20 protein-coding genes are annotated in these 22,300 nt (G+C 72.9%); 9 read left to right on the top strand and 11 right to left on the bottom strand.

Annotation, left to right across the window (positions count from 1 at the left end; all coding sequences use genetic code 11):
• Positions 1 to 20 precede the first annotated feature (20 nt).
• Positions 21 to 986, bottom strand: a complete 966-nt coding sequence (locus ACZ7GX_RS20825; protein WP_498778699.1) for an aldo/keto reductase — start codon at positions 984 to 986, stop codon at positions 21 to 23.
• A 140-nt stretch (positions 987 to 1,126) separates the two neighbouring features.
• Here ACZ7GX_RS20825 and ACZ7GX_RS20820 point away from each other — a divergent pair, with 140 nt between their 5' ends.
• From ACZ7GX_RS20820 to ACZ7GX_RS20810, 3 genes are read left to right on the top strand one after another with little or no spacing between them, the layout of a single operon-like run.
• Positions 1,127 to 2,176: an LLM class F420-dependent oxidoreductase gene (locus tag ACZ7GX_RS20820; RefSeq protein ID WP_498778698.1), complete on the top strand. Its 1,050-nt coding sequence runs from the start codon at positions 1,127 to 1,129 to the stop codon at positions 2,174 to 2,176.
• On the top strand, positions 2,173 to 2,997 hold the full coding sequence (locus ACZ7GX_RS20815; RefSeq protein ID WP_498778697.1) for an undecaprenyl-diphosphate phosphatase: 825 nt from the start codon (positions 2,173 to 2,175) through the stop codon (positions 2,995 to 2,997). The genes ACZ7GX_RS20820 and ACZ7GX_RS20815 overlap by 4 nt, the downstream gene beginning before the upstream one ends.
• A gap of 9 nt (positions 2,998 to 3,006) precedes the next feature.
• On the top strand, positions 3,007 to 3,702 hold the full coding sequence (locus ACZ7GX_RS20810; RefSeq protein ID WP_498778696.1) for a histidine phosphatase family protein: 696 nt from the start codon (positions 3,007 to 3,009) through the stop codon (positions 3,700 to 3,702).
• A gap of 344 nt (positions 3,703 to 4,046) precedes the next feature.
• Here the strand turns inward: ACZ7GX_RS20810 and ACZ7GX_RS20805 are convergent, their stop codons facing one another.
• A complete protein-coding gene (locus ACZ7GX_RS20805; protein ID WP_498778695.1) occupies positions 4,047 to 5,201 on the bottom strand; it encodes a site-specific integrase in 1,155 nt (384 codons plus the stop codon).
• A 119-nt stretch (positions 5,202 to 5,320) separates the two neighbouring features.
• On the opposite strand from ACZ7GX_RS20805, the gene ACZ7GX_RS20800 reads away from it, so the two are divergent.
• Positions 5,321 to 5,596 (top strand): ArsR/SmtB family transcription factor, encoded by a 276-nt coding sequence (locus ACZ7GX_RS20800; protein ID WP_230568548.1) that lies wholly within the window; start codon positions 5,321 to 5,323, stop codon positions 5,594 to 5,596.
• Positions 5,597 to 5,603: 7 nt separating this feature from the next.
• On the opposite strand, the gene ACZ7GX_RS20795 is transcribed toward ACZ7GX_RS20800, so the two are convergent.
• The 3 genes from ACZ7GX_RS20795 to ACZ7GX_RS20785 all read right to left on the bottom strand — a co-directional run bounded on the left by ACZ7GX_RS20795 (position 5,604) and on the right by ACZ7GX_RS20785 (position 8,696).
• Complete coding sequence (locus ACZ7GX_RS20795) at positions 5,604 to 5,966, bottom strand: VOC family protein (RefSeq protein ID WP_498778725.1); 363 nt, start codon at positions 5,964 to 5,966, stop codon at positions 5,604 to 5,606.
• A 141-nt stretch (positions 5,967 to 6,107) separates the two neighbouring features.
• A complete protein-coding gene (locus ACZ7GX_RS20790) occupies positions 6,108 to 7,781 on the bottom strand; it encodes a hypothetical protein (protein ID WP_498778694.1) in 1,674 nt (557 codons plus the stop codon).
• A 6-nt stretch (positions 7,782 to 7,787) separates the two neighbouring features.
• On the bottom strand, positions 7,788 to 8,696 hold the full coding sequence (locus tag ACZ7GX_RS20785) for a glycosyltransferase family 2 protein (protein ID WP_498778693.1): 909 nt from the start codon (positions 8,694 to 8,696) through the stop codon (positions 7,788 to 7,790).
• A gap of 155 nt (positions 8,697 to 8,851) precedes the next feature.
• Here ACZ7GX_RS20785 and ACZ7GX_RS20780 point away from each other — a divergent pair, with 155 nt between their 5' ends.
• Positions 8,852 to 10,138, top strand: coding sequence for a hypothetical protein (locus tag ACZ7GX_RS20780; protein ID WP_498778692.1), 1,287 nt, complete (start codon positions 8,852 to 8,854; stop codon positions 10,136 to 10,138).
• A gap of 18 nt (positions 10,139 to 10,156) precedes the next feature.
• Here ACZ7GX_RS20780 and ACZ7GX_RS20775 read toward each other — a convergent pair whose 3' ends face one another.
• The 4 genes from ACZ7GX_RS20775 to ACZ7GX_RS20760 form a co-directional block, all read right to left on the bottom strand.
• Positions 10,157 to 10,873 (bottom strand): MBL fold metallo-hydrolase, encoded by a 717-nt coding sequence (locus ACZ7GX_RS20775; RefSeq protein WP_498778691.1) that lies wholly within the window; start codon positions 10,871 to 10,873, stop codon positions 10,157 to 10,159.
• A 31-nt stretch (positions 10,874 to 10,904) separates the two neighbouring features.
• Positions 10,905 to 11,879 carry a hypothetical protein gene (locus ACZ7GX_RS20770; RefSeq protein ID WP_498778690.1) on the bottom strand — a complete coding sequence of 325 codons (975 nt, stop codon included), beginning with the start codon at positions 11,877 to 11,879 and terminating at the stop codon, positions 10,905 to 10,907.
• Between the two features lie 117 nt (positions 11,880 to 11,996).
• Complete coding sequence (locus ACZ7GX_RS20765) at positions 11,997 to 13,202, bottom strand: RNA polymerase sigma factor (RefSeq protein WP_498778689.1); 1,206 nt, start codon at positions 13,200 to 13,202, stop codon at positions 11,997 to 11,999.
• Positions 13,199 to 13,573: a YciI family protein gene (locus tag ACZ7GX_RS20760; RefSeq protein ID WP_498778688.1), complete on the bottom strand. Its 375-nt coding sequence runs from the start codon at positions 13,571 to 13,573 to the stop codon at positions 13,199 to 13,201. The genes ACZ7GX_RS20765 and ACZ7GX_RS20760 overlap by 4 nt, the downstream gene beginning before the upstream one ends.
• A 106-nt stretch (positions 13,574 to 13,679) precedes the next feature.
• Here ACZ7GX_RS20760 and ACZ7GX_RS20755 point away from each other — a divergent pair, with 106 nt between their 5' ends.
• The gene (locus ACZ7GX_RS20755; RefSeq protein ID WP_498778687.1) at positions 13,680 to 14,114 is read left to right on the top strand and encodes a YybH family protein; all 435 of its coding nucleotides are present in this window, start codon (positions 13,680 to 13,682) and stop codon (positions 14,112 to 14,114) included.
• Here the strand turns inward: ACZ7GX_RS20755 and pdxR are convergent.
• Positions 14,104 to 15,465 (bottom strand): MocR-like pyridoxine biosynthesis transcription factor PdxR, encoded by a 1,362-nt coding sequence (gene pdxR, locus ACZ7GX_RS20750; protein WP_498778686.1) that lies wholly within the window; start codon positions 15,463 to 15,465, stop codon positions 14,104 to 14,106. The genes ACZ7GX_RS20755 and pdxR overlap by 11 nt on opposite strands.
• 260 nt (positions 15,466 to 15,725) lie before the next feature.
• Here pdxR and ACZ7GX_RS20745 point away from each other — a divergent pair, with 260 nt between their 5' ends.
• The 3 genes from ACZ7GX_RS20745 to hrpA are packed head-to-tail and all read left to right on the top strand — an operon-like array spanning position 15,726 to position 21,255.
• Positions 15,726 to 16,484 carry an isocitrate lyase/PEP mutase family protein gene (locus ACZ7GX_RS20745; protein WP_498778685.1) on the top strand — a complete coding sequence of 253 codons (759 nt, stop codon included), beginning with the start codon at positions 15,726 to 15,728 and terminating at the stop codon, positions 16,482 to 16,484.
• Between the two features lie 35 nt (positions 16,485 to 16,519).
• Positions 16,520 to 17,311, top strand: a complete 792-nt coding sequence (locus tag ACZ7GX_RS20740; protein WP_498778684.1) for a thioesterase family protein — start codon at positions 16,520 to 16,522, stop codon at positions 17,309 to 17,311.
• A gap of 41 nt (positions 17,312 to 17,352) precedes the next feature.
• Positions 17,353 to 21,255, top strand: coding sequence for an ATP-dependent RNA helicase HrpA (hrpA, locus tag ACZ7GX_RS20735; protein ID WP_498778683.1), 3,903 nt, complete (start codon positions 17,353 to 17,355; stop codon positions 21,253 to 21,255).
• 48 nt (positions 21,256 to 21,303) lie between these two features.
• Here the strand turns inward: hrpA and ACZ7GX_RS20730 are convergent, their stop codons facing one another.
• Positions 21,304 to 21,789, bottom strand: a complete 486-nt coding sequence (locus ACZ7GX_RS20730; protein WP_498778682.1) for a MarR family winged helix-turn-helix transcriptional regulator — start codon at positions 21,787 to 21,789, stop codon at positions 21,304 to 21,306.
• Positions 21,790 to 22,300: the final 511 nt, after the last annotated feature.

Raw genomic sequence — 22,300 nt, 5'->3', positions numbered from 1 at the left:
CCGCTACGGCCGGCGGCGACTCAGCCGAGCGGTCGCTCGGGGTAGCCGAACTCCACCGCGCTCACGTCGTCCAACGCCGCCCGGATCGCCGGCGGCAACGTCAGCTCCTCCGCCGCCAACGACCCCAGCAGCTGAGCGGTGTCCCGCGCGCCCACCACCGGCGCCACCACGCCCGGCCGGTCGCGCACCCACGCCAGCGCCACGCACAACGCGCTCGTGCCCAGCCCGTCCGCCGCCGTCGCCACCGCCTGCACGATCCGCGCCGCCCGCTCCGTGCGGTGCTGCTCGACGTACCCGGCGAAGTGCGCCGACGCGCCCCGCGAGTCCGACGGCGTGCCGTTGCGGTACTTGCCGGTCAGCACGCCCCGCCCCAGCGGGGCCCACGGCAGCAGCCCGACACCGTGGTGCTGCGCCGCCGGCGCCACCTCCCGCTCCACGCCGCGCTCCAGCAGCGAGTACTCCACCTGCGTCGACACCAGCGGCGTGTGCCCCGGCAGCGCCGCCGCCGTGCCCAGCTGCCAGCCCGAGTAGTTCGACACGCCCGCGTAGCGCACCCGGCCCGACGCCACCGCCGTGTCCAGCGCCGAGAGCGTCTCCTCCAGCGGCACGTTCGGGTCCCACGCGTGCAGCTGCCACAGGTCGATGTGCTCCACGCCCAACCGGCGCAGCGACCCGTCCAACGCGTGCAGCAGGGCCCCGCGCGACGCGCCGCCGCCGAACGGGCCGTCGTTGCGCCGCGCCACCGCCTTCGTCGCGATCACCAGCTCCTCCCGCGGCACGACCTCGCCCAGCAGGCCGCCCAGGATCCGCTCGCTCTCGCCCTCCACGTACACGTCGGCGGTGTCCACCAGCGTGCCGCCCGCCTCGGTGAAGGCGAGCAGCTGGGTGGCCGCCTCGTCCGCGTCCGTGTCCCGGCCCCAGGTCATCGTGCCCAGGGCCATCCGGGAGACCCGCAGTCCGCTGCGCCCGAGGTATCGCTGTTCCACGCGGGGGAGCCTAAAGGGTGATCGACATTCCGGCGGCTCGTGGCACGCGCCGGTCAAGGCCTGATCCCGTCACGATCGGGACGCACCCGCCGGGGGTGTCACCTGGCCAACCAGGTTACCGACCGGTAGGGTCTCGGTTCGTGCGACTGGGACTGAACCTCGGGTACTGGGGCGCGGGCAACGACGCCGCGAACCTCGAACTGGCCAGGGAAGCCGATCGGCTGGGCTACTCGGTGGTGTGGGCCGCCGAGGCCTACGGCTCCGACGCGCCCACGGTCCTGGCGTGGGTGGCCGCGCAGACCCAGCGCGTCGACGTGGGCAGCGCGATCCTGCAGATCCCCGCGCGGACGCCGGCGATGACCGCGATGACCGCCGCCACCCTGGACTCCCTGTCCGGCGGCCGGTTCCGGCTCGGCCTCGGCGTGTCGGGGCCGCAGGTGTCGGAGGGCTGGCACGGCGTCCGGTTCGACAAGCCCCTGGGCCGCACCCGCGAGTACGTCGACATCGTCAACACCGCCCTGCGCCGCGAGCGGCTCTCCTACGAGGGCGAGCACTACACGCTGCCGCTGCCCGACGGCCCCGGCAAGGCCATCAAGCTGACCGTGCACCCCGTGCGCGAGCACATCCCGATCTACCTGGCCGCCGTCGGCCCGAAGAACGTCGAGCTGGCCGGCGAGATCGCCGACGGCTGGCTCGCGCTGTTCCTCTCGCCCGAGCACTCCGGCGACGCGCTGGCCTCGCTCAAGGCGGGCCGCGACAAGGCGGGCAAGACCCTCGACGGGTACGACATCGCCGCCACCGTGCCGATGGTCGTCGGCGAGGACTGGCGCGCCTGCGCCGACCGGATCCGGCCCTACGCGGCGCTCTACGTCGGCGGCATGGGCAGCCGGAAGAAGAACTTCTACAACGACAACGCCGTGCGCATGGGCTTCGCCGCCGAGGCCGCGGAGGTCCAGGACCGCTACCTCGCCCGCGACTACGACGGCGCGATGGCCGCCCTGCCGCTCGGTTTCCTCGACGGCACGTCCCTGCTCGGCACCAAGGAGCGCATCGCCGACAAGATGCGCGCCTACGCCGAAGCGGGGGTCACCACGCTGACGCTTTCGCCCATGCTGCAAGATCTCGAGCAGGGGATCGCCGCGCTCCGCACGGCGACCGAAGCTCTGGATCTGGCAGGAGTGGGTAGTTGAGCTGGTTGCAGGCCCTTGTCCTAGGACTCGTCCAAGGACTCACGGAATTCCTGCCCATTTCCTCGTCGGCGCACGTCAGGATCGTCTCCACGCTGTTCTTCGGCAACGACGCGGGCGCGTCGTTCACCGCCGTGATCCAGCTGGGCACCGAAGTCGCGGTGCTGATCTACTTCGCCAAGGACATCGGCAACTTCATCGCGGCCTGGTTCCGCGGCCTGTTCAGCAAGGCCGCGCGCAAGACCGAGGACTACCGCATGGCCTGGTACGTGATCATCGGGTCCATCCCGATCAGCGTGCTGGGCTACCTGTTCAAGGACGAGATCCGCTCGTCGCTGCGCAACCTGTGGATCACCGCCACCGTGCTGGTGGTGTTCGGCCTGCTGCTCGGCCTCGCCGACCAGTTCGCCCAGCACCTGCGCACCAAGCTCCAGCTCAAGGACGCCGTCGGCATGGGCCTGGCCCAGGCGATGGCGCTGATCCCGGGCGTGTCCCGCTCCGGCGGGACCCTCACCGCGGGCCTGTTCCTCGGCCTGGACCGCGCCTCGGCCGCGCGCTACTCATTCCTGCTGGCCCTGCCCGCCGTGTTCGGCGCCGGGCTGTTCAGCCTCCCCGACGTGCTCGACCGCTCCGAGCCCAACGCCGCGTCGGTGCCGCAGATGATCGCCGCGACGATCGTCGCGTTCGTCGTCGGCTACGCCACGATCGCCTGGCTGCTGCGCTACGTCTCCAAGCACAGCTACTCGGCGTTCGTGTGGTACCGGCTGCTGCTCGGCATCGTCCTGATGGGGCTGCTGTCGATGGGGCTCATCAACCCGACATAGGGTGGCCACGTGGCTACCGTGATCCTGCTGCGACACGCCCGCTCCACCGCCAACGGAGCGGGCGTCCTCGCGGGCCGGCAACCCGGCGTGACGCTCTCGGACCGGGGCGTGGAGCAGGCCGCGGCCCTGGTCGACCGGCTCGCCGGCGTGCCCGTGGCCGCGGTGGTGACCTCCCCGCTGGAACGCTGCCGGCAGACCCTCGCGCCCCTGCTCGACCGGCTCGGCCTCGACCCGGTCGTCGAACCCGACCTCGCCGAGGTCGACTACGGCCAGTGGACCGGGCGCGAGATCAAGGAGTTGGTCGCCGAACCCCTGTGGTCGGTCGTGCAGCAGCACCCGTCCGCGGCGGTGTTCCCCGACGGCGAAGGGCTCGCGACCGTGCAGGCGCGCGCCGTGGCCGCGATCCGGGCGCACGACGCCCGCGTCACCGCCGAGCACGGGCCCCGCGCCGTGTGGCTCGCGTGCAGCCACGGCGACGTGATCAAAGCCGTCCTCGCCGACGCGCTCGGCGTGCACCTGGACGGGTTCCAGCGCATCGTCGTCGACCCCGCCTCGGTGTCGGTCGTGCAGTACACCGAGACCCGGCCGTTCGTGCTGCGGGTCAACGACAACGGCGGCGACCTGTCCGTGCTGGCGCCACCGCCGGAGAAGACCGAGGAGCCGCCGTCCTCCGACGCCGTCGTGGGCGGTGCGACCGGCGCCTGACGCGGGCGGTGCGAGCAGCGCGTGGCCCCCGGACAGTGCAGGGTAGTCCGGGGGCCACGGTGCGCTTGGCCGGGGCGGGCGGCCTCGTGAAGACGATCGTATTGGCGCGACGGCGCGGGTGAACGCCCTCCCGCGGGCTGGACGTCCGGCGGCGTCGGGTCGCCTGCGCAGGTCAGCACGCACACCCACGCCGATGAAGCGACCAAAACCGCAGCTCAACGCACGTGGAAACACCGCGGAAACAAACCGCGCAAGCGGGCCGACGCCCTAACCGGTTAGCCCGTCCGGTCCCGCCCGGAAGAACCGGGCGTGTTAGAAGTTAACAACCCGCGGTGCGCCCTTGATCACAGTCCGAGGCGGGTGACCGCGTTGTCCTCCAACGGGTTCGCGGTGCGGATGTAGCGGTGCACCGTGCGCGGGTTCGTCCAGCGGCCCTGCCGCATGATCTCCCGGTCGCTCGCGCCGCCCAGCGCCGCCTGCGTGGCGAACCCCGCCCGCAGCGAGTGGCCGCCGAACAGCGCCGGGTCCAGCCCGGCCCGCGCCGCGTACCGCTTCACCACGTCCGACACCGCCCGGTCCGACATCGACCGGCCGCCCAGCCGCCCGTGCCGGCTCACCGACGGGAACAACGGGCCCCGCAGCGGACCGGGCCGGTAGGAGTGGCAGCGGTGCGTCGCCGACGGATCACCCTCGTCCTCGATCAACGCCCGCGGTTCCGGCGCCGTCAGCACGTCCACCCAGTCCGCGTACGCACACACCGGGCACGTGGGCCTGCGCGCGCCGCGGGGGAGCACCACGCGCTGCCGGTGCGCGCCGGTCTGGTCGGTCTTCGTCACGCCCAGCTCGACCAGCAGCAGCGGCTCGTGCGTGCGCGCGTCCACGTCCACCGTGACGTCCTGCAACGCCACCGCCGCCAACTCGCTGCGCCGCAACGCGCCCGCGAACCCCACGAGCAGCAGCAGCGCGTCACGCCGCCGCGTCACGCCCGTCGGCCAGCCCGGCGGCGGCAGCTCCGCCAACAACGCCTCCAACGTGCCCAGCAGCACCGGCCGCTTGCGCCGCGGCTGCGTCTGCCGGGTGCGGCGGATGCCGCGCAACGTCAACCGCACCACGTCCGACCGCGTGGGCGAGGGCAGCCCGCCGGCGGCGTGCACCGCGGCGATCGCCGCCGCCTTGCGTTCCAGTGTGGACGGACCGAACGCGGGGGAGCCGTCGGCCTTCGTCGTGTCCGCCGCGACCGCCAGGTACACCGCCACGTCCACCGGGTCCGCGGGCAGCGCCACCCGGCCCTCGGCCTCGCACCACGCCGCCCAGCCCACCCAGTCCGAGCGGTAGGCGCGCAGGGTGTTCGCCGACTGCGCGGCCCGCAGGTAGCCCGACAGCGCGTCGGCCTGCTCCTCGTCGAACCGGCGGCGGACCTGCGCCAGCGCGGCGAAGTCCACCAGCGGTGCGTGCCGCACGCGGTCGAGTTCGGCGCGCACCGGCTCCGGCAAGGTCACCTTGTCACCCTAACATCGTCGATAGCCTTAATATCTTCAGTGTGGATTAATAGACCACTTGACCGTGGTCGCTACTATGCGAAACCGTGCGCGCCCTACAACACCCGGACGTGGAAGACATGCGTCTCGCGACCGTGCTCAGCGCGCTCGCGGACCCGGTGCGACTGCGGATCGTGGCCGAGCTGGCCCGATCGGGCGGGATCGTGTGCGGCCAGTTCGACGTGCCGGTCAGCATGTCGACGCTGTCGCACCACCTCAAGGTGCTCCGCGAGGCCGGGGTGCTGCGCGTGACGCCCCAGGGCAGCTACCGCACCCACGAGCTGCGGCGCGCGGAGATGGAACACCGGTTCCCCGGCGTGCTGGACTCCATCACCCGGGCGATCGGGCCGCCGTGATCCCGGCTCAGGCGTCCACGTACAGGCAGAACGGGTGGCCCGCCGGGTCGAGGTAGACGCGCACGTTCTCCTGCGGCTGGTACTCGGCGAGCGTGGCCCCGGTCGCGACCGCGTGCGCGCCGGCGGTCTCCAGGTCGTCCACCTCGATGTCCAGGTGCGCCATCATCTGCTGGTCGCCGTCGGCCGCGGGCCAGGTGGGGCGGTGGTAGCGGGATTCGGTCTGGAACGACAGCCCGGCGCCGCCGTCGGGCGGGCGCAGCGTGGCCCAGCCGGGTTCGTCGGCGCCGGGGGACCAGCCGAGCAGGTCGCGGTAGAAGCGGGCGAGGGCTTGGGCGTCTGGTGCGTCGAGCACCGTCGCGGTCAGCTTCAGCACGATCTTGATTTTCACCTCGCCGGGTGACTTCCGCATGTCCGGCCGCGATTCCTCGGACCCACCCGGCGCGGACAGGGGCCGACACGACGAGGGGCGGCCGGATCACTCCCCGACCGCCCCCAACGTCACGTGCCGTGATCAGCCGCCCGGGGGCGGGTGCGGCAGCTCGCCGCGCTTGGGTCCGAGTTCGGCCAGTTCGAGCAGCGTCTCGCCGAACCGGGGGTCGGTCGACTCGAAGCAGCCCTTGCCCAGGGTGTGCGCGTAGGCCGAGCAGCTGCCGTCGGGCTGCTTGATCAGGTGCGCGCTGGTGGCGAGGTAGCCGAGCGAGTTGTCGGTGCGCGGCATGTACCGGTCGCCGGTGGAGGAGCCCGCGGAGGCGATGAGCAGGAGCAGCGCGGCGAGCACGCCGATGCCGGTCGACGGGGAGGTGATCGCGTCGCGGACGCGGGCGACGCCGTCGAAGCGGCGCACGGCGTAGTAGCCGGCGAAGCCGGTGAGCAGGAGCAGGCAGTAGAGCAGTTCGGCGGTGCTGCGCGGCCAGAGCTGCACCGCGTCGGCGGCGTACATCTGGGAGCCGAAGTAGAAGCGCAGCAGCCAGGCGCCGGTGAACACCGAGGTCAGGACGATGACGACGGTGCGGTGGCGTGCCACGGCAATGGCGGCGGCGAGGCCGACGAGGGCGAGGATGGTGAACAGGCCGACGCCGCCGAGTTCGCCGGGTGGTGGCCAGGGTCCGGTGTTGCCGGGCAGGTCGCTGCGCCACATCGCGAGGTAGGTGGGTTCGGTCCAGGTGTCCCAGTAGAAGTAGCGGTCCTTGACCGAGCCGGAGGCGGTGAGCAGGCCGAAGAGGTGGCGGAAGGAGACGGCGACGAAGACGGCGGCGGTGATCGCGATCAGGGCGAGGCCCTTGAGGGGGCCGGTGCGCCAGGGGAACAGCACGAGGGCCGAGATGAGCACGCCGGGTGCGGACCAGACGAACCAGCCGGAGTAGAGGAGGAACACCAGGCCGAGGGCGATGCCGGCGCCGATGCCGTGCAGCACGATGCCGCGCCAGGGGGTGTCGCCGGCGCGGCGGAGCCGGCGAAGCAGGACGAGCAGGAGCGGGACCATCGCGACGAGCATGAGGTTGGTGTAGGGCTTGTACGGGTCGATGAGCACCATGGCGGGGACGACGCCGATGCCGAGTGCCCACAGGGGTGAGAGCAGCAGTCGCCAGGACAGGTAGGCGACGGGTCCGAAGAGGGCGGTGCCGGCGATCTGGAGGACTTTGAGGCTGTAGCCGGGTGAGGTGTCGGTGAGCTGGGAGTACCAGGCGAGGGCGTGGACCCAGCCGGGTGGGTAGTCGGCTTGCATGGTGCCGGTGTCGATGAGGGTCTGGGCCCAGCGGGTGAGGGCGCCGGAGTCGCCGCCGTTGGCGTTGAGGCCCCAGGAGGCGCCGCGGAGGGCGACGAGGACGGCGCCGGCGACGAGTCCGCCGTAGAGGCCGGCCGCGGTGGTGGCGGCGATCCTGCGGGCGAGTGGGGCGTGGGCGACCCAGCGGACGCGTGCGGTGACGATGGCGAGGGCCAGCAGCACGACGGCGATGAGGGCGAACCGGAGTTGGAGTGCGGCGAGGCCGCTGATCTGGCCGATCCGGTCGAGGGGGTTGACCTCGATGCCGCGGGCGAGGAGCACCATCAGCGCGGCGGCGGCCACGGACACGACGGCTTCGGCGGCGAAGAGCCATCCTCGGCGGGGTTGTGCGGTGTGGGGCGGCGGCGGGGTGTGCTCGGGGCTGGGCCGCGGCGTGTGTTCTGGCGCGGTCGACAGCACCGTCGATCACTTCCTCACGGGTTTGGTGGTTCCGAATGCGTGGCGGACGAGGAGTTTGGCGCTGGCGGTCTGCCTGGAGCTGACGGCTCCGGGGAGCAGGAGCAGCGCGTGGAGGCGGGAGGAGAGGTGGAGGCGGGCGGCTTTGGCGGCGCGGTGCCAGCCGATGTCGTCCATGTGTCGGGCGACGTCGAGGAAGAAGTCGTGTTCTTCGGTGAAGCGTCCGCCGAGGGAGGCCAGGGAGGAGGAGACGCTGGCGTCGTGGCGGCGGTACTGGAAGCAGAGGTCGGGGACGACGACGAGTTGTCCGCCGCGTTCGAGGAGGTCGAGCATGAGGGCGAGGTCGAGGACGACGCTGAGGCCGGGGCGGAAGCTGAGGTCTTTGAGGGCTTCGCGGCGCCAGCACAGGGAGGGGAAGTAGGTCCAGTTGCCGCGCAGGAGGCTGACGACGAGGTCTTCGCCGCCCATGATCTTGGGGGTGGTGGTGTCGGGGGCGTAGAGGTTGCGCTTGACGCGGTCGGTGAGGGGTCGGACGACCTGGCCGGCGCTGTCGATGACTTCGACGCCTGCTTGGACGACGTCGGCGTCGGGGTAGCGCTGGGTGGTGCGGCGGACGGTGCTGACGTAGTTGGGCAGCATGGCGTCGTCGGAGCCCATGACCACGAGGAAGTCGCGCTCGGCGAGTTCGAGGCACTTCTGGAAGTTGGCGTTGATGCCGATGTTGTGGTCGTTGCGCTGGTAGCGGACGCGGTCGTCGCGCAGCGAGTCGAACCACTCGGGGAGTTCGTTGTCGGTGACGCTGTCGTCGACGACGGTGAGGCGCCAGTTGCCGTCGTCCTGGGCGATGACGCTGCGCACGGCGGTCTTCAGGTACGAGATGTCCCCGTAGTGGGGGAGCATGATGTCGATGCCGTTCATGGTCACCTCGCACGACCGACGATCAGGCTGCGGTGCGGAACGCCCATCCCCTTGCCACGACCCTTCCCCTTGCGCGCTGCCCCTCGTGGTTCCACCCGAGCACCGGGGATACCGGCTATCAGGAGGTGGCGACGAGGCAGCCTACTGTGTTGGCGGTGAGCGCAGACATCATGCCCCCGCGTCGGTTGAGCCCTGCTGTCGTCGTGGGGTTGGGCACGTTGGTTCTCGGTGCGTCCGGTTACGCGTTCGTGGCGATCGCGGGTCATTCGCTGTCGGCGGTGGACGCGGCGGCGGTGGCGGCGTTCTACCTGTTGGCGAACATCGTGGGTCCGGGGATCTTCTCGGCGTTGGAGCAGCAGGCGAGTCATGCGACGTCGCGGGCGTTGGCGAGGGGTGAACGGCCTGGTGGGGCGGTGCGTCGGGTGGGTCGTGAGGGTGTGGTGCTGACGTTGGGCGTGGTGGCGGTGCTGGTGTTGGTGTCGCCGGTGTTGGTGGATCGGTCGTTGAAAGGGTCGTGGCCGTTGTTCGTGGCGGTGGTGGTGGCGGTGGTGACTTCGGCGGCTATTTACCTGGCGCGTGGTGTGTTGGGTGGAATGCAGCGGTTCTCGGGTTATGCGGCGACTTTGGCGGGTGAGGGATTCGCTCGTTTGTTCGGTGCGGTCGTGGTGGTGGCGGTGGGTGTGGCGAGTGCGGGTGTGTTCGGGTTGACGTTCGCGTTGGGGACGGTCGTGGGTGTGGTGGCGGGGTTGGTGTGGTTGCGGTCGAGGTCGGCGCCGGTGGTGGGTGGGGTGGTGGCCGGGGAGGGGCCGCGGGAGGGTGTGGAGGGTTTGGCGTTGTTGGTGTTGGCGGGGTTGTTGGTGCAGGCGGTGGCGAACGTGGCGCCGATCGTGGTGACGGCGCGGTTGCCGCAGGACGCGGCGTTGGCGTTGGCGTTCTCGTCGGCGTTCATCCTGGTGAGGGTGCCGTTGTTCGTGTTCTCGCCGGTGCAGGCGTTGTTGTTGCCGGGGTTGACGGAGGCGGCGACGCGGGGTGATCTGGGTGCGGTGCGGGCGGTGTTGCGGCGGATCACGGTGTGGGTGTTGGTGGTGGGTGTGGTGGGTGCGGTGGGGTCGGCGGTGTTGGGTCCGTGGGCGGTGCGGGTGTTCTTCGGGGCGGAGGCGGAGTTGTCGTGGGTGTTGATGGGTGCGTTGGGGGTGGGGACGATCTTGTTGATGGTGGCTCAGGTGTTGCAGCCGGCGTTGATCGCGTTGGGTGCGCGGTCGGCGATCACCGTGTCGTGGGTGGTGGGCACGGTGGTGTTGTTGGTGGTGTTGGTGTTGCCGGGGTCGCCGGTGGTGGTGGCGACGGTGGCGCAGTTGGCGGGTCCGTTGCTGGTGGCGGCGGGGATGGGGGTGGCGTTGGCGCGTCGGTTGGCGCGGGTGGGCGCGGTCCGGGAGGCGTGAGACTTCACCCGCCTGGGATCACCTGATCGTGAATGTTTCACCTGGTCGTGCGACGGGGGCGTGGGCGCGTTCGGCGGCGTGGACGGTGCCGATGGTGTGGCCGACGTGGGTGAGCAGGAGGCGTCGGGCGCGGCGGCCCGCGGCGGCGGCGTCCTCGGGGGAGCAGTGGTGGGGTCCGGCGCCGTCGGCTTCGCAGAGGAACAGGTCGGCGCCGTCGGCGAGGTCGTCGAGGGCCTGGCAGGGGCCGGTGTCGCCGGAGTAGGCGAAGACGGCGTCGCCGTGGGTGGCGCGCAGGCCGAAGGCGGGCAGGCCGTGCTCGACGGCGCGGCTCGTGAGGGTGAGGTCGCCGATCTCGGCGCGGTGCCCGTCGTGCAGTTCGTGCACGGTGAACGCGGCGGAGGCCGGGTTGGGCGACGCGCCGGCGAGGAAGGTCTCCAGGCGGTCGGCGAGTCCGGGTGGGCCGTAGAGCGGGATGGGCGCGTGCGGTTGTCGGTCGGCGAACAGCAGCGCGTAGTAGTAGGGCAGCAGGTCGGCGGCGTGGTCGGCGTGGGTGTGGGAGATCCAGACCGCGTCGAGGAGGTCGGGGCGGTGGTGGCGTTGCAGCTCGGCGAGGGTGCCGGGGCCGGCGTCGACCCACACGGCGGTGTGCTCGGTGCGCAGCAGGTAGCCGGAGCAGGGGTTGCCGGGGCGGGGGTAGGGCGTGGCGGTGCCCAGGACGGTGAGGCGGAAGGTCACGCGACAGTGTGACCCAGGGTGTGGTGGGAGGTCACGGGAGCGTGTGGCGCAGCACGTGCACGCCGGCGGCGGTTTTCAGGTAGGCCCAGGTGGTGGCGCCGGTGGTGGCGAGGCCGACGTGGGAGGCGGAGGCGCGGGCGAGGTCCTCGGGCAGTGCCACGGCGGTCCAGCCGGCGCCGGTCCAGCGGTGGAACGCGGGTCGGGTCTCGAAGGAGCCGCGGGTGGCGCGCACGCCCCAGGTCCAGCCGGCGGCGACGCCGTGCACGCTGAGCCGGCCGGTGTCGCGGGGTGGGGGGACGCTGGTCCACTGGGCGCCGTCCCAGCGGTGCACGCGCAGGCCTTCGGTGTCGCGGGCGTGGCCGAGCCACACGTCGTCGGGGGCGGTGGCGGCTAGGCGGGCGACGTGGCCGCGTTCGACGCGGGGTCCGGCGACCTCGGTCCAGCCGGTGCCGTCCCAGCGGACGAGCACGGGGTACTCGTAGGTGGCGGGTCCGGCGCCGGCGAGGCCGCCGCCGCCCGCCCACACGTGGTGGGGTCCGGCGGCGGCGATGGTGTGGAGGCTTTCGCGGGCGGAGGACACCGCGGCGCGCAGTCGCCAGGTCGTGCCGTCGTAGTGCAGGGCGTCGCGGCCGGTGCCGACCACGTGGACGTCGTCGCGGCCGACGGCGGTGACGGCTTTGGCCCAGGTGATGCGGGGTGTGGCGACGACCTGCCAGGTGGTGCCGTCGTAGTGCAGCACGAGGGGGCGGCCGGCGCTGTTGCCGACCGCCCAGACGTCGTCGGGCGCGGCGGCGGACACCCCGGACAGGCTGGCCGCGGCGGGCAGGTGGGGCAGGGGCTCCTCGCGCCAGGTCTCGCCGGTCCAGCTCAGCACGAGCGGCGCGGACGCGCGGCTGGTGAACACGCCGGTGGTGCCCGCCAGCCAGGCGTGGTGCTCGCCCGCGGTCGCCAGCTCGGCCAGTGCGGTGCTGGGCGGCAGCGCGGGCACCGGCACGGGTAGGAACAAACCAACTCCCCCTCGATGGGTCGTCCCCCGACTCATCGCGTGATCCAGCTCATCGGCCGGGGTGCCGGCGCGCCAGCCGCCGAACGGCGGGTTGTGGTTGGCGCATCGGCACGCCGGCTACCCGGGTCGGGCCCGTTCTTCGAGGTAGCGGCGTTCGGGCAGGCTGAGCGTGGCGCGGGCGGCGCGGGCGTAGTGGTCGCGGGCGGTGTCGTGGTCGCCCGCCAGGTCCAGCAGGTGCGCGCGCACGGCGTCGAGCCGGTGGTGCCCGGCCAGCGCCGGGTCCGCCTCGGCGTCGGCCAGCCGGGCCAGGCCGACGGCGGGTCCGTGGACCATGGCGGCGGCGACGATCCGGTTGAGCGCCACCATCGGGCCGGGGGTGATGGAGTGCAGCAGGTCGTACAGGCCGAGGATCTGCTTCCAGTCGGTGTCGGCGGCGTCGCGGGCCTCGGCGTGCAGGGCGGCGATCGCGGCCTGCAGCTGGTAGGGGCCGATCGCGGTGGTGGTCAGCGCGTCGCGGACCAGCCGTGTGCCCTCGGCGATCAGGTCGGCGTCCCAGAGGGCGCGGTCCTGCTCGGCCAGCGGCACGAGCGCGCCGTCGGGTCGGGTGCGGGCGGGCCGGCGGGCGTCGGTGAGCAGCATCAGCGCGAGCAGTCCGGTGGTCTCGCCGTCGCCGGGCAGCCGGGCGGCCAGGTCGCGGGCCAGGCGGATCGCCTCGCCGGAGAGGTCGACCCGGTGCAGGTCGGCGCCGGAGCTGGCGGTGTGGCCCTCGGTGAACACCAGGTACAGCACGTGCCGCACGGCGTCGAGCCGGTCGTCGCGCTCGTCCTCGGGTGGCAGGTCGAAGCGGGCGCCGGCGGCTTTGATGCGCTGCTTGGCGCGGCTGATGCGCTGCGCCACCGTGGCCTCGGGCACCAGGAACGCCCGGGCGATCTCGGCGGTGGTCAGCCCGCCCACGGCGCGCAGCGTCAGCGCCACCCGCGAGGGCGGCGTCAACGACGGGTGGCAGCACAGCAGGAGCAGCGTCAGCGTGTCGTCCACCCCGGGCGCGGGCTCCGGGTCGGGCGGTGTCAGGGCGAACACCGCCTCCTCGCGGCGCCGCCGGGCGGTGTCGGCGCGCCACAGCTCGATCCGCCGCCGCGAGGCGACCGTGATCAGCCACCCGGCGGGGTTGTCGGGCACGCCGTCGACGGGCCAGCGGGTGGCGGCGGCCAGCAGCGCCTCCTGCACGGCGTCCTCGCACGCGTCGAAGCCGCCGTGGTGGCGCACCACCGCGCCGAGCACGCGCGGCGCGAGCTCCCGCAGCAGCGGGCCGATCGCGGTCACCGGAGGAAGTCCTCCAGCGAGGGCCGCACCGGCCGCACCTGCACCAGGCCCAGGGCCGCCTCGGGGACGCGGGCCGCGATCTGCACCGCCCGTTCCGGCGTCTCGACGTCCACCAGGTAGATCCCGGCCAGCAGCTCCTTGGCCTCGGCGAACGGCCCGTCGGTGGTCAGCGCCTGCCCGTCGCGCACGGTCACCCGCGTCGTCCGGGCCGGGTCGGCCAGCGCCTCGGAGACGATCAGCTCGCCGGAGGCGGCCAGCTCCTCGTCCAACGCCGCGTAGGCGTCCAGGCCGGCGGCCCGGTCCTCCTCGGCCATCCGGTCCCAGATCGCGCGCGAGTCGGGGTTGCTGTAGATCAGGACGAGGTACTTCACCAGAACCTCCGGGAAACCGGTCCGGGGATGTCGAGAACGGACGTCCAGCTTCTACGTCCCCCGTGACGGGCGCCCGAGCGGGGTGCTCCACCGGAGAGGAACCACCATGACCGAGCACACCGACATCGCCGACCTGTTCGACCGGCGGGCCGCCGCGATGCGCGCCGGCGACGCGGACCGCCTGGTCGCCGACTACCTGCCCGACGCCGTCACCTTCACCCTGGCGCCGCCGCTGGCGCACACCGCGCCCGAAGTGGTCGACCCGGAGGCGATGCGCGCCTGGTTCGCCACGTTCGACTCCGCCGTGGACTACGAGATCCGCGACCTCCACGTCACGGCCGAGGGCGATCTCGCGTTCTGCCGCAGCCTCAACCGCATGTCCGCCGTGCCGCGCGGCCACCACGAGGCGTTCGACCTGTGGTTCCGCTCCACGGTGTGCCTGCGGCGGGTGGACGGCGCGTGGCGCATCGCCCACGAGCACACCTCGACCCCGTTCTACATGGACGGCAGCTTCGGCGCGGCCCTGGACCTCACGCCGTAAGGGCGCGGGCCAACGCGTCCAGCGCGGCGCGGTAGGCGTGCTCGGCGGGGGTCGCGTACCCCACGACCACGCCCTGCCGCGTCGCGCGGTCCGGGTCGTGCCAGTGGTCGCGCAACCCCGACAGCGCCAGCCCGTGCCCGGCGGCGCGGGCCAGCACGGCCGCCTCGTCCGGGTGCTCCACCAGCACGTGCAGCCCCGCGGACACGCCGTGCGCCGGCACGCCGAGGTCGTCCAGCCGCCGCACCAGCAGGTCGCGGCGACGCCGGTAGCGCAGCCGGCAGCCCCGGATGTGCCGGTCGTAGGCGTGGGTGCCGATCAGGTCGGCCAGCGCCAGCTGGCCCACGACCTCGGTGTGGTGGTCGGCGTGCAGCTTCGCGTCCACCACCGGGTCCACCCAGCGCGGCGGCAGCACCAGCCACCCCAACCGCACGCCCGGGCCGACCGTCTTCGACGCGCTGCCCGCGTACACCACGTGATCGGGCGCCGTGCCCTGCACCGCGCCCAACGGCTGCCGGTCGTAGCGGAACTCGCCGTCGTAGTCGTCCTCCACCAGCACCCCGCCGGACTCGCGCGCCCACGCGGTCAACGCGTGGCGCCGCGACGGGTGCAGCGGCACGCCGGTGGGGTACTGGTGGGCGGGCGTCACCACCGCCGCGGCCACGTCGTCGGCCGGTGTCGTCGCGCCCCGCTCGTCCACCGGCAAGGGCACCACGTGGCGCCCGGTCCGCGCCACGACGTCGCGGTGGAACGGCAGCCCGGGGTCCTCCATCGCCACCGGCCCGTCCAGCACCGACGCCAGCAGCGCCAACGCCTGCACGTACCCGGAGGTCACCACGATCCGCTCCGGCGAGGCCCGCACACCGCGCGTGCGGCCCAGGTACTCGGCCAACGCCGCGCGCAGCTCCACCCGGCCGCGCGGATCGCCGTACCCGTGCGCGCTCGCCGGCGCCGCGGCCAACGCCCGGCGCGTGGCCCGCAACCAGGCCGCGGTCGGGAACGCCGACACGTCCGGGCTGCCCGGCGTCAGGTCGTGCCGCGGCCTCGGCGCGACCGGCGCGGGGGCCGCGGCGGGCGGATCGGCCCGGGGCAGCGGCGCGACCCGCGTGCCGGCACCCCGCCGCGCGGTCAGGTAGCCCTCCGCGACCAGCTGGTCGTAGGCGGCGGCCACCGTGTTGCGGGCCAACCCGAGCTCCGCGGCCAGCCTCCGGGTCGCGGGCAACCGGGCGCCCGGCGCCAACCGCCCCGCCCGGATCGCCTCCCGCAACGCGCGCTCCAGCCCGCCGCGCCGCGACGACGCCGGATCGAGCTCCAGGTGCAGGTCCACCCCCGCGACGGCCCACTCGTTCGACACGGACCGGACCCTAACCACGAGCCGGCCCCGCCGCCGGACCCCGAGCGCGCACGGCCGCCGCGCCACCCGCCGAGCCAGGGCGGACAAACCTCGCGAGACCCCCGAAAACCGACGTCACGGGGCCTTCGCGGGCAGCCGGGCGCGGTGTTCGGGGTGCGCGGGGAACTGGCAGTATCGGCACGGGTGATCACGGTGATCACCGCTGCAACGGGGTCGGGGTCGCCGGGCGGCCGCGGCCCGAGTCGTGAACGGGAGTCGATGTGACCAGGACCGATGTGACCGAGGCGGCCAAGGCGCTGCGCGCGCTGCACGTGCCGGGCAAGCCGCTGGTGGTGCCCAACGCGTGGGACGTCTCCTCCGCGCGGGTCTTCGCCGAGGCGGGCCACCCGGCGGTGGCGACCACCAGCGTCGCCGTGGCCGCCGCCTTAGGCTTCGCCGACGGGCACGACATGCCCGCCGACGTGGCGTTCGACGCCGTGCGCCGCATCGCCGCCGCCGTCGGGGTGCCGGTGACCGCCGACATCGAGCGCGGCTACGACCTGCCGCCCGCCGAGATCGCCGGGCGCCTCGCCGAGGCGGGCGCGGCCGGCTGCAACCTGGAGGACTCCGACCCCCGCACCAAGGCGATGGTCGACGTCGCCGAGCAGGCCGACTTCCTGGCCGCCGTGCGCGCCGCCGACGCCGACGTGGTGCTCAACGCCCGGATCGACGAGTTCCTCCACGGCGGGAAGTCGTTCGACGACGCGGTGCGCCGCGCGCAGGCCTACTTCGAGGCGGGCGCGGACTGCGTCTACCCGATGCGGCTGCCCGGCGACCAGGTGGCCGCGTTCGTCGAGGCGGTCGGCGGACGTCCGGTGAACATCGCGCACGGGCCCGGCTCGCCCACCCCGAACGACCTGGCCCCGCTGGGCGTGGCGCGGGTCAGCTTCGGCCCCGGCCTGCACAACGTGCTGATGATGAAGCAGCTCAAGAAGACGGCCACCGACATGCTCGACGGCGGCAGCCCGTACCGCGGCTGACCTACCCGCCGGTAACGCCCACTAGGGTGAATCCCATGCACGAGTGGGACACCGACACGCGGGTGGACGCGACGGGGGACGGGCGGTTCACCGCCCACCTCACCGACCGCTGGGCGAGCGCCGGCGGACGACCCAACGGCGGCTACCTCGTCGCGTTCTGCCTGCGGGCGCTCGGCGAGGTGCTGCCGCACCCCGACCCGCTCGTCGTCGGCGCCCACTACCTGCGCCCCGGCGTCGTCGGACCGGCCCGCGTCGACACCGACGTCGTGCGCGCCGGCCGACGGCTGTCCACCGGCGAAGCGCGCCTGACCTGCGGCGAGCGTGAAGTGCTCCGCGTCGTGGCCACCTACGCCGACCTCGGCGGCCCCACCGGCCGCACCCACGTCCTCGACCGGGCGCCCGACCTGCCGCCGCCCGACGAGTGCGTCGACGTCTACGGCGGCCTGCGCCTGCCCGGCGTCACCGTCGCCGACCGCGTCGACCTGCGCGCGCCCGAACCCCACGGCTGGGCCCGGGGCCGGCCCACCGGCACGCCGCGCGCCGAGTTCTGGCTCCGCTTCGCCGACGGCCGCCCCGCCGATACCGCCAGTCTGTCCACCCTGGTCGACAGCGCCGCGCCTGCCGTCCTCGAACTCGGCGTCACCGACTCCGCCACGGTCGAGCTCACCGTCCACGTGCGCGCCCGGCCCGCGTCGGACTGGCTCGCCGCCCGCGTCACCACCCGGCACCTCGCCGGCGGCTACCACGAGGAGGACGTCGACCTGTGGGACACGACCGGGCAGCTGGTCGCCCAGTCACGCCAACTCGCCGTGGCCGCCGGCCGATAATCGGCAGCCCCGCCGGCCCACCCTCGATATCCTTGACCCAAATGAACCAGATGTCGCACGCTGACCTGCGCAAACGCCTGTCCGAACTGATGTCGCGGGACCAGCGGAGGCTGGCACGCAGGCTCGAGGGCGCGCGCAAGGTCCGCGACGAGGGCGCCCGCGCCGCCGTCCTCGCCGAGATCGAGGCCGAGCTGGAGGCCGCCGAGCTGCGCGTCGCCCTGCGCCGCGACACCGTGCCGAAGATCACCTACCCGGCCGAGCTGCCCGTCAGCAACCGCAAGGACGACATCGCCGCGCTCATCCGCGAGCACCAGGTCGTGATCGTCGCCGGCGAGACCGGCTCCGGCAAGACCACCCAGCTGCCCAAGATCTGCCTGGAGCTCGGCCGCGGCGTGCTCGGCCAGATCGGGCACACCCAGCCCCGCCGCCTCGCCGCGCGCACCGTCGCCGAACGCGTCGCCCAGGAACTGGGCACCCCGCTGGGCAGCGCCATCGGCTACAAGGTCCGCTTCACCGACCAGTCCGGCGAGGACACCCTGGTCAAGCTCATGACCGACGGCATCCTGCTCGCCGAGATCCAGACCGACCGGATGCTGTCGCGCTACGACACGATCATCATCGACGAGGCCCACGAACGCAGCCTCAACGTCGACTTCCTGCTCGGCTACCTCAAGCAGCTGCTGCCCAAGCGCCCCGACCTCAAGGTCGTCATCACCTCCGCGACCATCGACCCCCAGCGGTTCTCCCGGCACTTCGGCGACGCGCCCGTCATCGAGGTCTCCGGCCGCACCTACCCCGTCGAGGTCCGCTACCGCCCGATCGTCGACCCCGACGACCCCGACGCCGACCCGGAACGCGACCAGACCCAGGCCGTCTGCGACGCCGTGCGCGAACTGCAGGCCGAAGGACCCGGCGACGTGCTGGTGTTCCTCTCCGGCGAACGCGAGATCCGCGACACCGCCGACGCCCTCGCCGCCCTAGAGCTGCGCAACACCGAGATCCTGCCGCTGTACGCGCGGCTGTCGTTCGGCGAGCAGCACCGCGTCTTCCAGCCGCACACCGCCCGCCGCGTCGTGCTCGCCACCAACGTCGCCGAGACGTCGCTGACCGTGCCCGGCATCAAGTACGTCGTCGACCCCGGCACCGCCCGCATCTCCCGCTACAGCCACCGCCTCAAGGTGCAGCGGCTGCCCATCGAACCCGTCTCGCAGGCGTCGGCCAACCAGCGCAAGGGCCGCTGCGGCCGCGTGTCCGAAGGCATCTGCGTGCGCCTGTACAGCGAGGACGACTTCGACGCGCGCCCGGAGTTCACCGACCCGGAGATCCTGCGCACCAACCTCGCCTCGGTCATCCTGCAGATGACCTCCATCGGCCTGGGCGACATCGCCGCGTTCCCGTTCATCGACCCGCCCGAGGCCCGCAACATCACCGACGGCGTGCAGCTGCTGCAGGAGCTCGGCGCGATCCTGCCCGCCGAGCAGAAGCTCACCCCGCTGGGCCGCAAGCTCGCCCAGCTGCCCGTCGACCCCCGCCTGGCCCGCATGGTCATCGAGGCCGACCGCAACGGCTGCGTCCGCGAGGTCATGGTCATCGCCTCCGCGCTGTCCATCCAGGACCCCCGCGAACGCCCCTCGGACAAGCAGCAGGCCGCCGACGAGTTCCACGCCCGCTTCAAAGACCCCGACTCCGACTTCACCGCTTTCCTCAACCTGTGGCAGTACCTACGCGAGAAGCAGAAGGAGCTGTCGAGCAACCAGTTCCGCAGGCTGTGCCGCGCCGAGTTCCTCAACTACCTGCGCGTGCGCGAGTGGCAGGACATCTACCAGCAGCTGCGGCAGGTCGCGAAGACCCTCGGCGTGCACGTCAACGACCAGCCCGCCGACCCGCGCGCCGTCCACGTCTCGCTGCTGTCCGGGCTGCTGTCCCACATCGGCGTCAAGGACGTCCCGAAGCGCGACCCGGGCAAGCGCGCGGCCACCGAGTACCTCGGCGCCCGCAACGCGAAGTTCGCGATCTTCCCCGGCTCCGCCCTGTTCCGCAAACCACCCCAGTGGGTGATGGCCGCCGAACTGGTCGAGACGTCCCGGCTGTGGGGCCGGACCGTGGCCAAGATCGAACCCGAGTGGGCCGAGAAGCTCGCCGAGCACCTGGTCAAGCGCACCTACAGCGAACCCCACTGGGAAGCCAGGCGCGGCTCCGTCGTCGCACTCGAGAAGGTCACCCTCTACGGCGTGCCGATCGTCGCCTCGCGCAAGGTCAACTACGGGCGCATCGACCCCGAGCTGTCCCGCGAGCTGTTCATCCGCCACGCCCTCGTGCAGGGGGAGTGGAGCACCCACCACAAGTTCTTCCACCACAACCGCGACCTGCTCGCCGAGGTCGAGGAACTGGAGAACCGGGCCCGCCGCCGCGACATCGTCGTGGACGAGGAGACCGTCTACGACTTCTACGACCGGCGCGTGCCCGCCGACGTCGTGTCCGTCCGGCACTTCGACACCTGGTGGAAGAAGACCCGCCACACCCAGCCCGACCTGCTCACCTTCGACAAGGCCATGCTGGTCAACGACCGCGCCGCGGTCACCCCCGACGCCTACCCCGACGAACTGCGCCGCGGCGGCCTCACCCTGCCGCTGACCTACCGGTTCGAACCCGGCGCGGCCGTCGACGGCGTCACCGTCACCCTGCCCCTGCCCGCGCTCACCGCCCTGCCCGACGACTCGCTGTCCTGGCAGGTACCCGGCCTGCGCACCGAACTCGTCGTCGCGCTCATCCGGTCGCTGCCCAAACCGCTGCGCCGCAACTTCGTGCCCGTGCCCGACGTCGCCGCCGCCGCCCTGACCGGCATCGACCCCGACGAACCCCTGCTGCCCGCCCTGGAACGCCAACTGCGCACCCTCACCGGCGTCGTCGTGCCCCGCGAGGAGTGGCAGCTCGACCAGGTGCCCGACCACCTCAAGCTCACCTTCACCATCGTCGACGAGAACGACCGCGAACTCGCCCGCGGCAAGGACCTCTCCGCCCTCAAGGCCCGCCTGCGCGGACAGCTGCGCGAAACCCTCGCCGCCGCCGCGAGCAACCTCGCCCGCACCGGCCTGACCACCTGGGACATCGGCGACCTGCCCCGCACCGTGCAGCGACAGCGCTCCGGCATCGTCGTCACCGCCTACCCCGCCCTGGTCGACAAGGGCGACACCGTCGCGGTGGAGATCCTCGACACCCCCGGCCGGCAGGCGCAGGCGATGTGGCGCGGCACCCGCCGACTGCTCCTGCTCAACACCCCGTCCCCGGTCAAGACCCTGCAACGCGGCCTGAACAACGCGGAGAAGCTCGCCCTGACCCGCAACCCCCACGGCGGTGTCGCGCCGCTGCTGGCCGACTGCATCTCCGCCGCCGTCGACAAGCTCCTGCGCGACGCCGGCGGCCCCGTGTGGACCGAGTCCGCGTTCACCAAGCTCACCGACCACGTCCGCCGCGGCCTCGGCGAGACCACGTTCGACGTCGTGCACAAGGTCCGCCGCGTCCTGGAAGCCGCCCAGGACGTCGAACTGCGCCTCAACGGCCTGCGCGGCGCCGTGTTCGACGAATCCGCCGCCGACGTCCGCGCCCAGTTCACCGGCCTGGTGCACAAGGGATTCGTCACCGAGGCGGGCGCCGACCGGCTCGCCGACGTGCACCGCTACCTGCAGGGCATCGCCCGCCGGCTGGAGAAGCTGCCCGAGAACGTCCGCCGCGACCAGGAGTGGATGGACCGCGTCCACGCCGTGCACGCCGAGTACCGCGAACTGCGCGCCGCCCTGCCCGCCGACGAACCGCACCCCGAACTCGACGAGGTGCGCTGGATGATCGAGGAACTGCGGCTGAGCTACTTCGCCCAGACCATCGGCACCCGCTACACCGTCTCCGACAAGCGCATCTTCAAAGCCCTCGACGCCGTGCCCCGCTAGCCCGCGCCGGGCTCCGGCCGACCCGCGTCGACCCGCCGGCGCCCGGTGCTACTCGCACTGCTCCAACAACGCCCGCAACGCGTCGGCGACCACCGCTCTGGTGTCCTCGTCCAACGGCTCCAGCAGCCGCGCGTACTGCCGCATGTGCTCGGCCAGCATCCCGTCCACCAGCCGGCCGCCGCGGTCGGTCAGCTTGATCCGCACCAGCCGCCGGTCCGCGGCGTCCGGCACGCGCTCCACCAGGCCCTTGGCCTCCATCCGGTCGATCCGGTTGGTGATCGCGCCCGCCGTGACCAGCGACGCGGACAGGAACGCCCCCGCCGTCATGCCCTGCGCCGAACCCGCCCGCCGCAACGTGGTCAACACGTCGAACTCGCCCGGCTCCAGCTCGAACCGGCCGGTGAACTCCCGCAACTCGCGCTCCAGCAGCCGCGCCAGCCGCGTCACCCGCGTCAGCACCGCCATCGGCGAGGTGTCCACGTCCGGCCGCTGCACCGACCACTGCGCCAACACCAGGTCGACCGCGTCCGCCATCACCCCTCCTGACCCCCTGGGCGCCGTGCCGGACGACCCACCGCCCGACGCCGCACCGACCGCGGTCCCCCTTCGATCCGCACCCCCCACCGTATTCGTGATCGACAACGCGTGCGGGCGTCCCGGCGAAAACCCGCGTCCCGGCCCACCGGCGCCCGCGCGCCCGGCCCAGTCGCGGACTCCGCCCGCCCGACCCGCCCCTGCGCCGACTCGTCGGTCGCCGTGCGTCCGAACGCCGCGGTCCTCGACCGCGCGCACCGCCACCGCACGCCGGTCCGCCGCGTCCGGGTCGCGTTCCCGCGCGGGGGGAGCTCCTCGGCCAGCGCGAGTCCCTGCCGTCGAGAATCGTCCAGTGCCCGATCCGGCGCGCCGCTCACGGGAACCAATTCGTATTCCGGGTGATTGTGGGATGCCGGATCGACTGCTACTGCGAACGGTTGAACGGAATGCGCGTCCCGTTCGCCGACTGGTAGCGTCGCCCGAGCCGCTGACGCAAAAAATTCCCGATTGC

Source organism: Actinosynnema sp. NPDC037264 (assembly GCF_055603705.1).
The sequence above is the reverse complement of the archived record's forward strand: the minus strand, read 5'-3'. Positions and strand labels throughout refer to the sequence as shown.

Coding starts and splice junctions, on each gene's coding strand:
- ACZ7GX_RS20800 (WP_230568548.1), top strand. CDS start 5,321: ATGCGTCTCGCGACCGTGCTCAGCGCGCTCGCGGACCCGGTGCGACTG.
- ACZ7GX_RS20755 (WP_498778687.1), top strand. CDS start 13,680: ATGACCGAGCACACCGACATCGCCGACCTGTTCGACCGGCGGGCCGCC.
- ACZ7GX_RS20730 (WP_498778682.1), bottom strand. CDS start 21,789: ATGGCGGACGCGGTCGACCTGGTGTTGGCGCAGTGGTCGGTGCAGCGG.
- hrpA (WP_498778683.1), top strand. CDS start 17,353: ATGAACCAGATGTCGCACGCTGACCTGCGCAAACGCCTGTCCGAACTG.
- ACZ7GX_RS20740 (WP_498778684.1), top strand. CDS start 16,520: ATGCACGAGTGGGACACCGACACGCGGGTGGACGCGACGGGGGACGGG.
- ACZ7GX_RS20785 (WP_498778693.1), bottom strand. CDS start 8,696: ATGAACGGCATCGACATCATGCTCCCCCACTACGGGGACATCTCGTAC.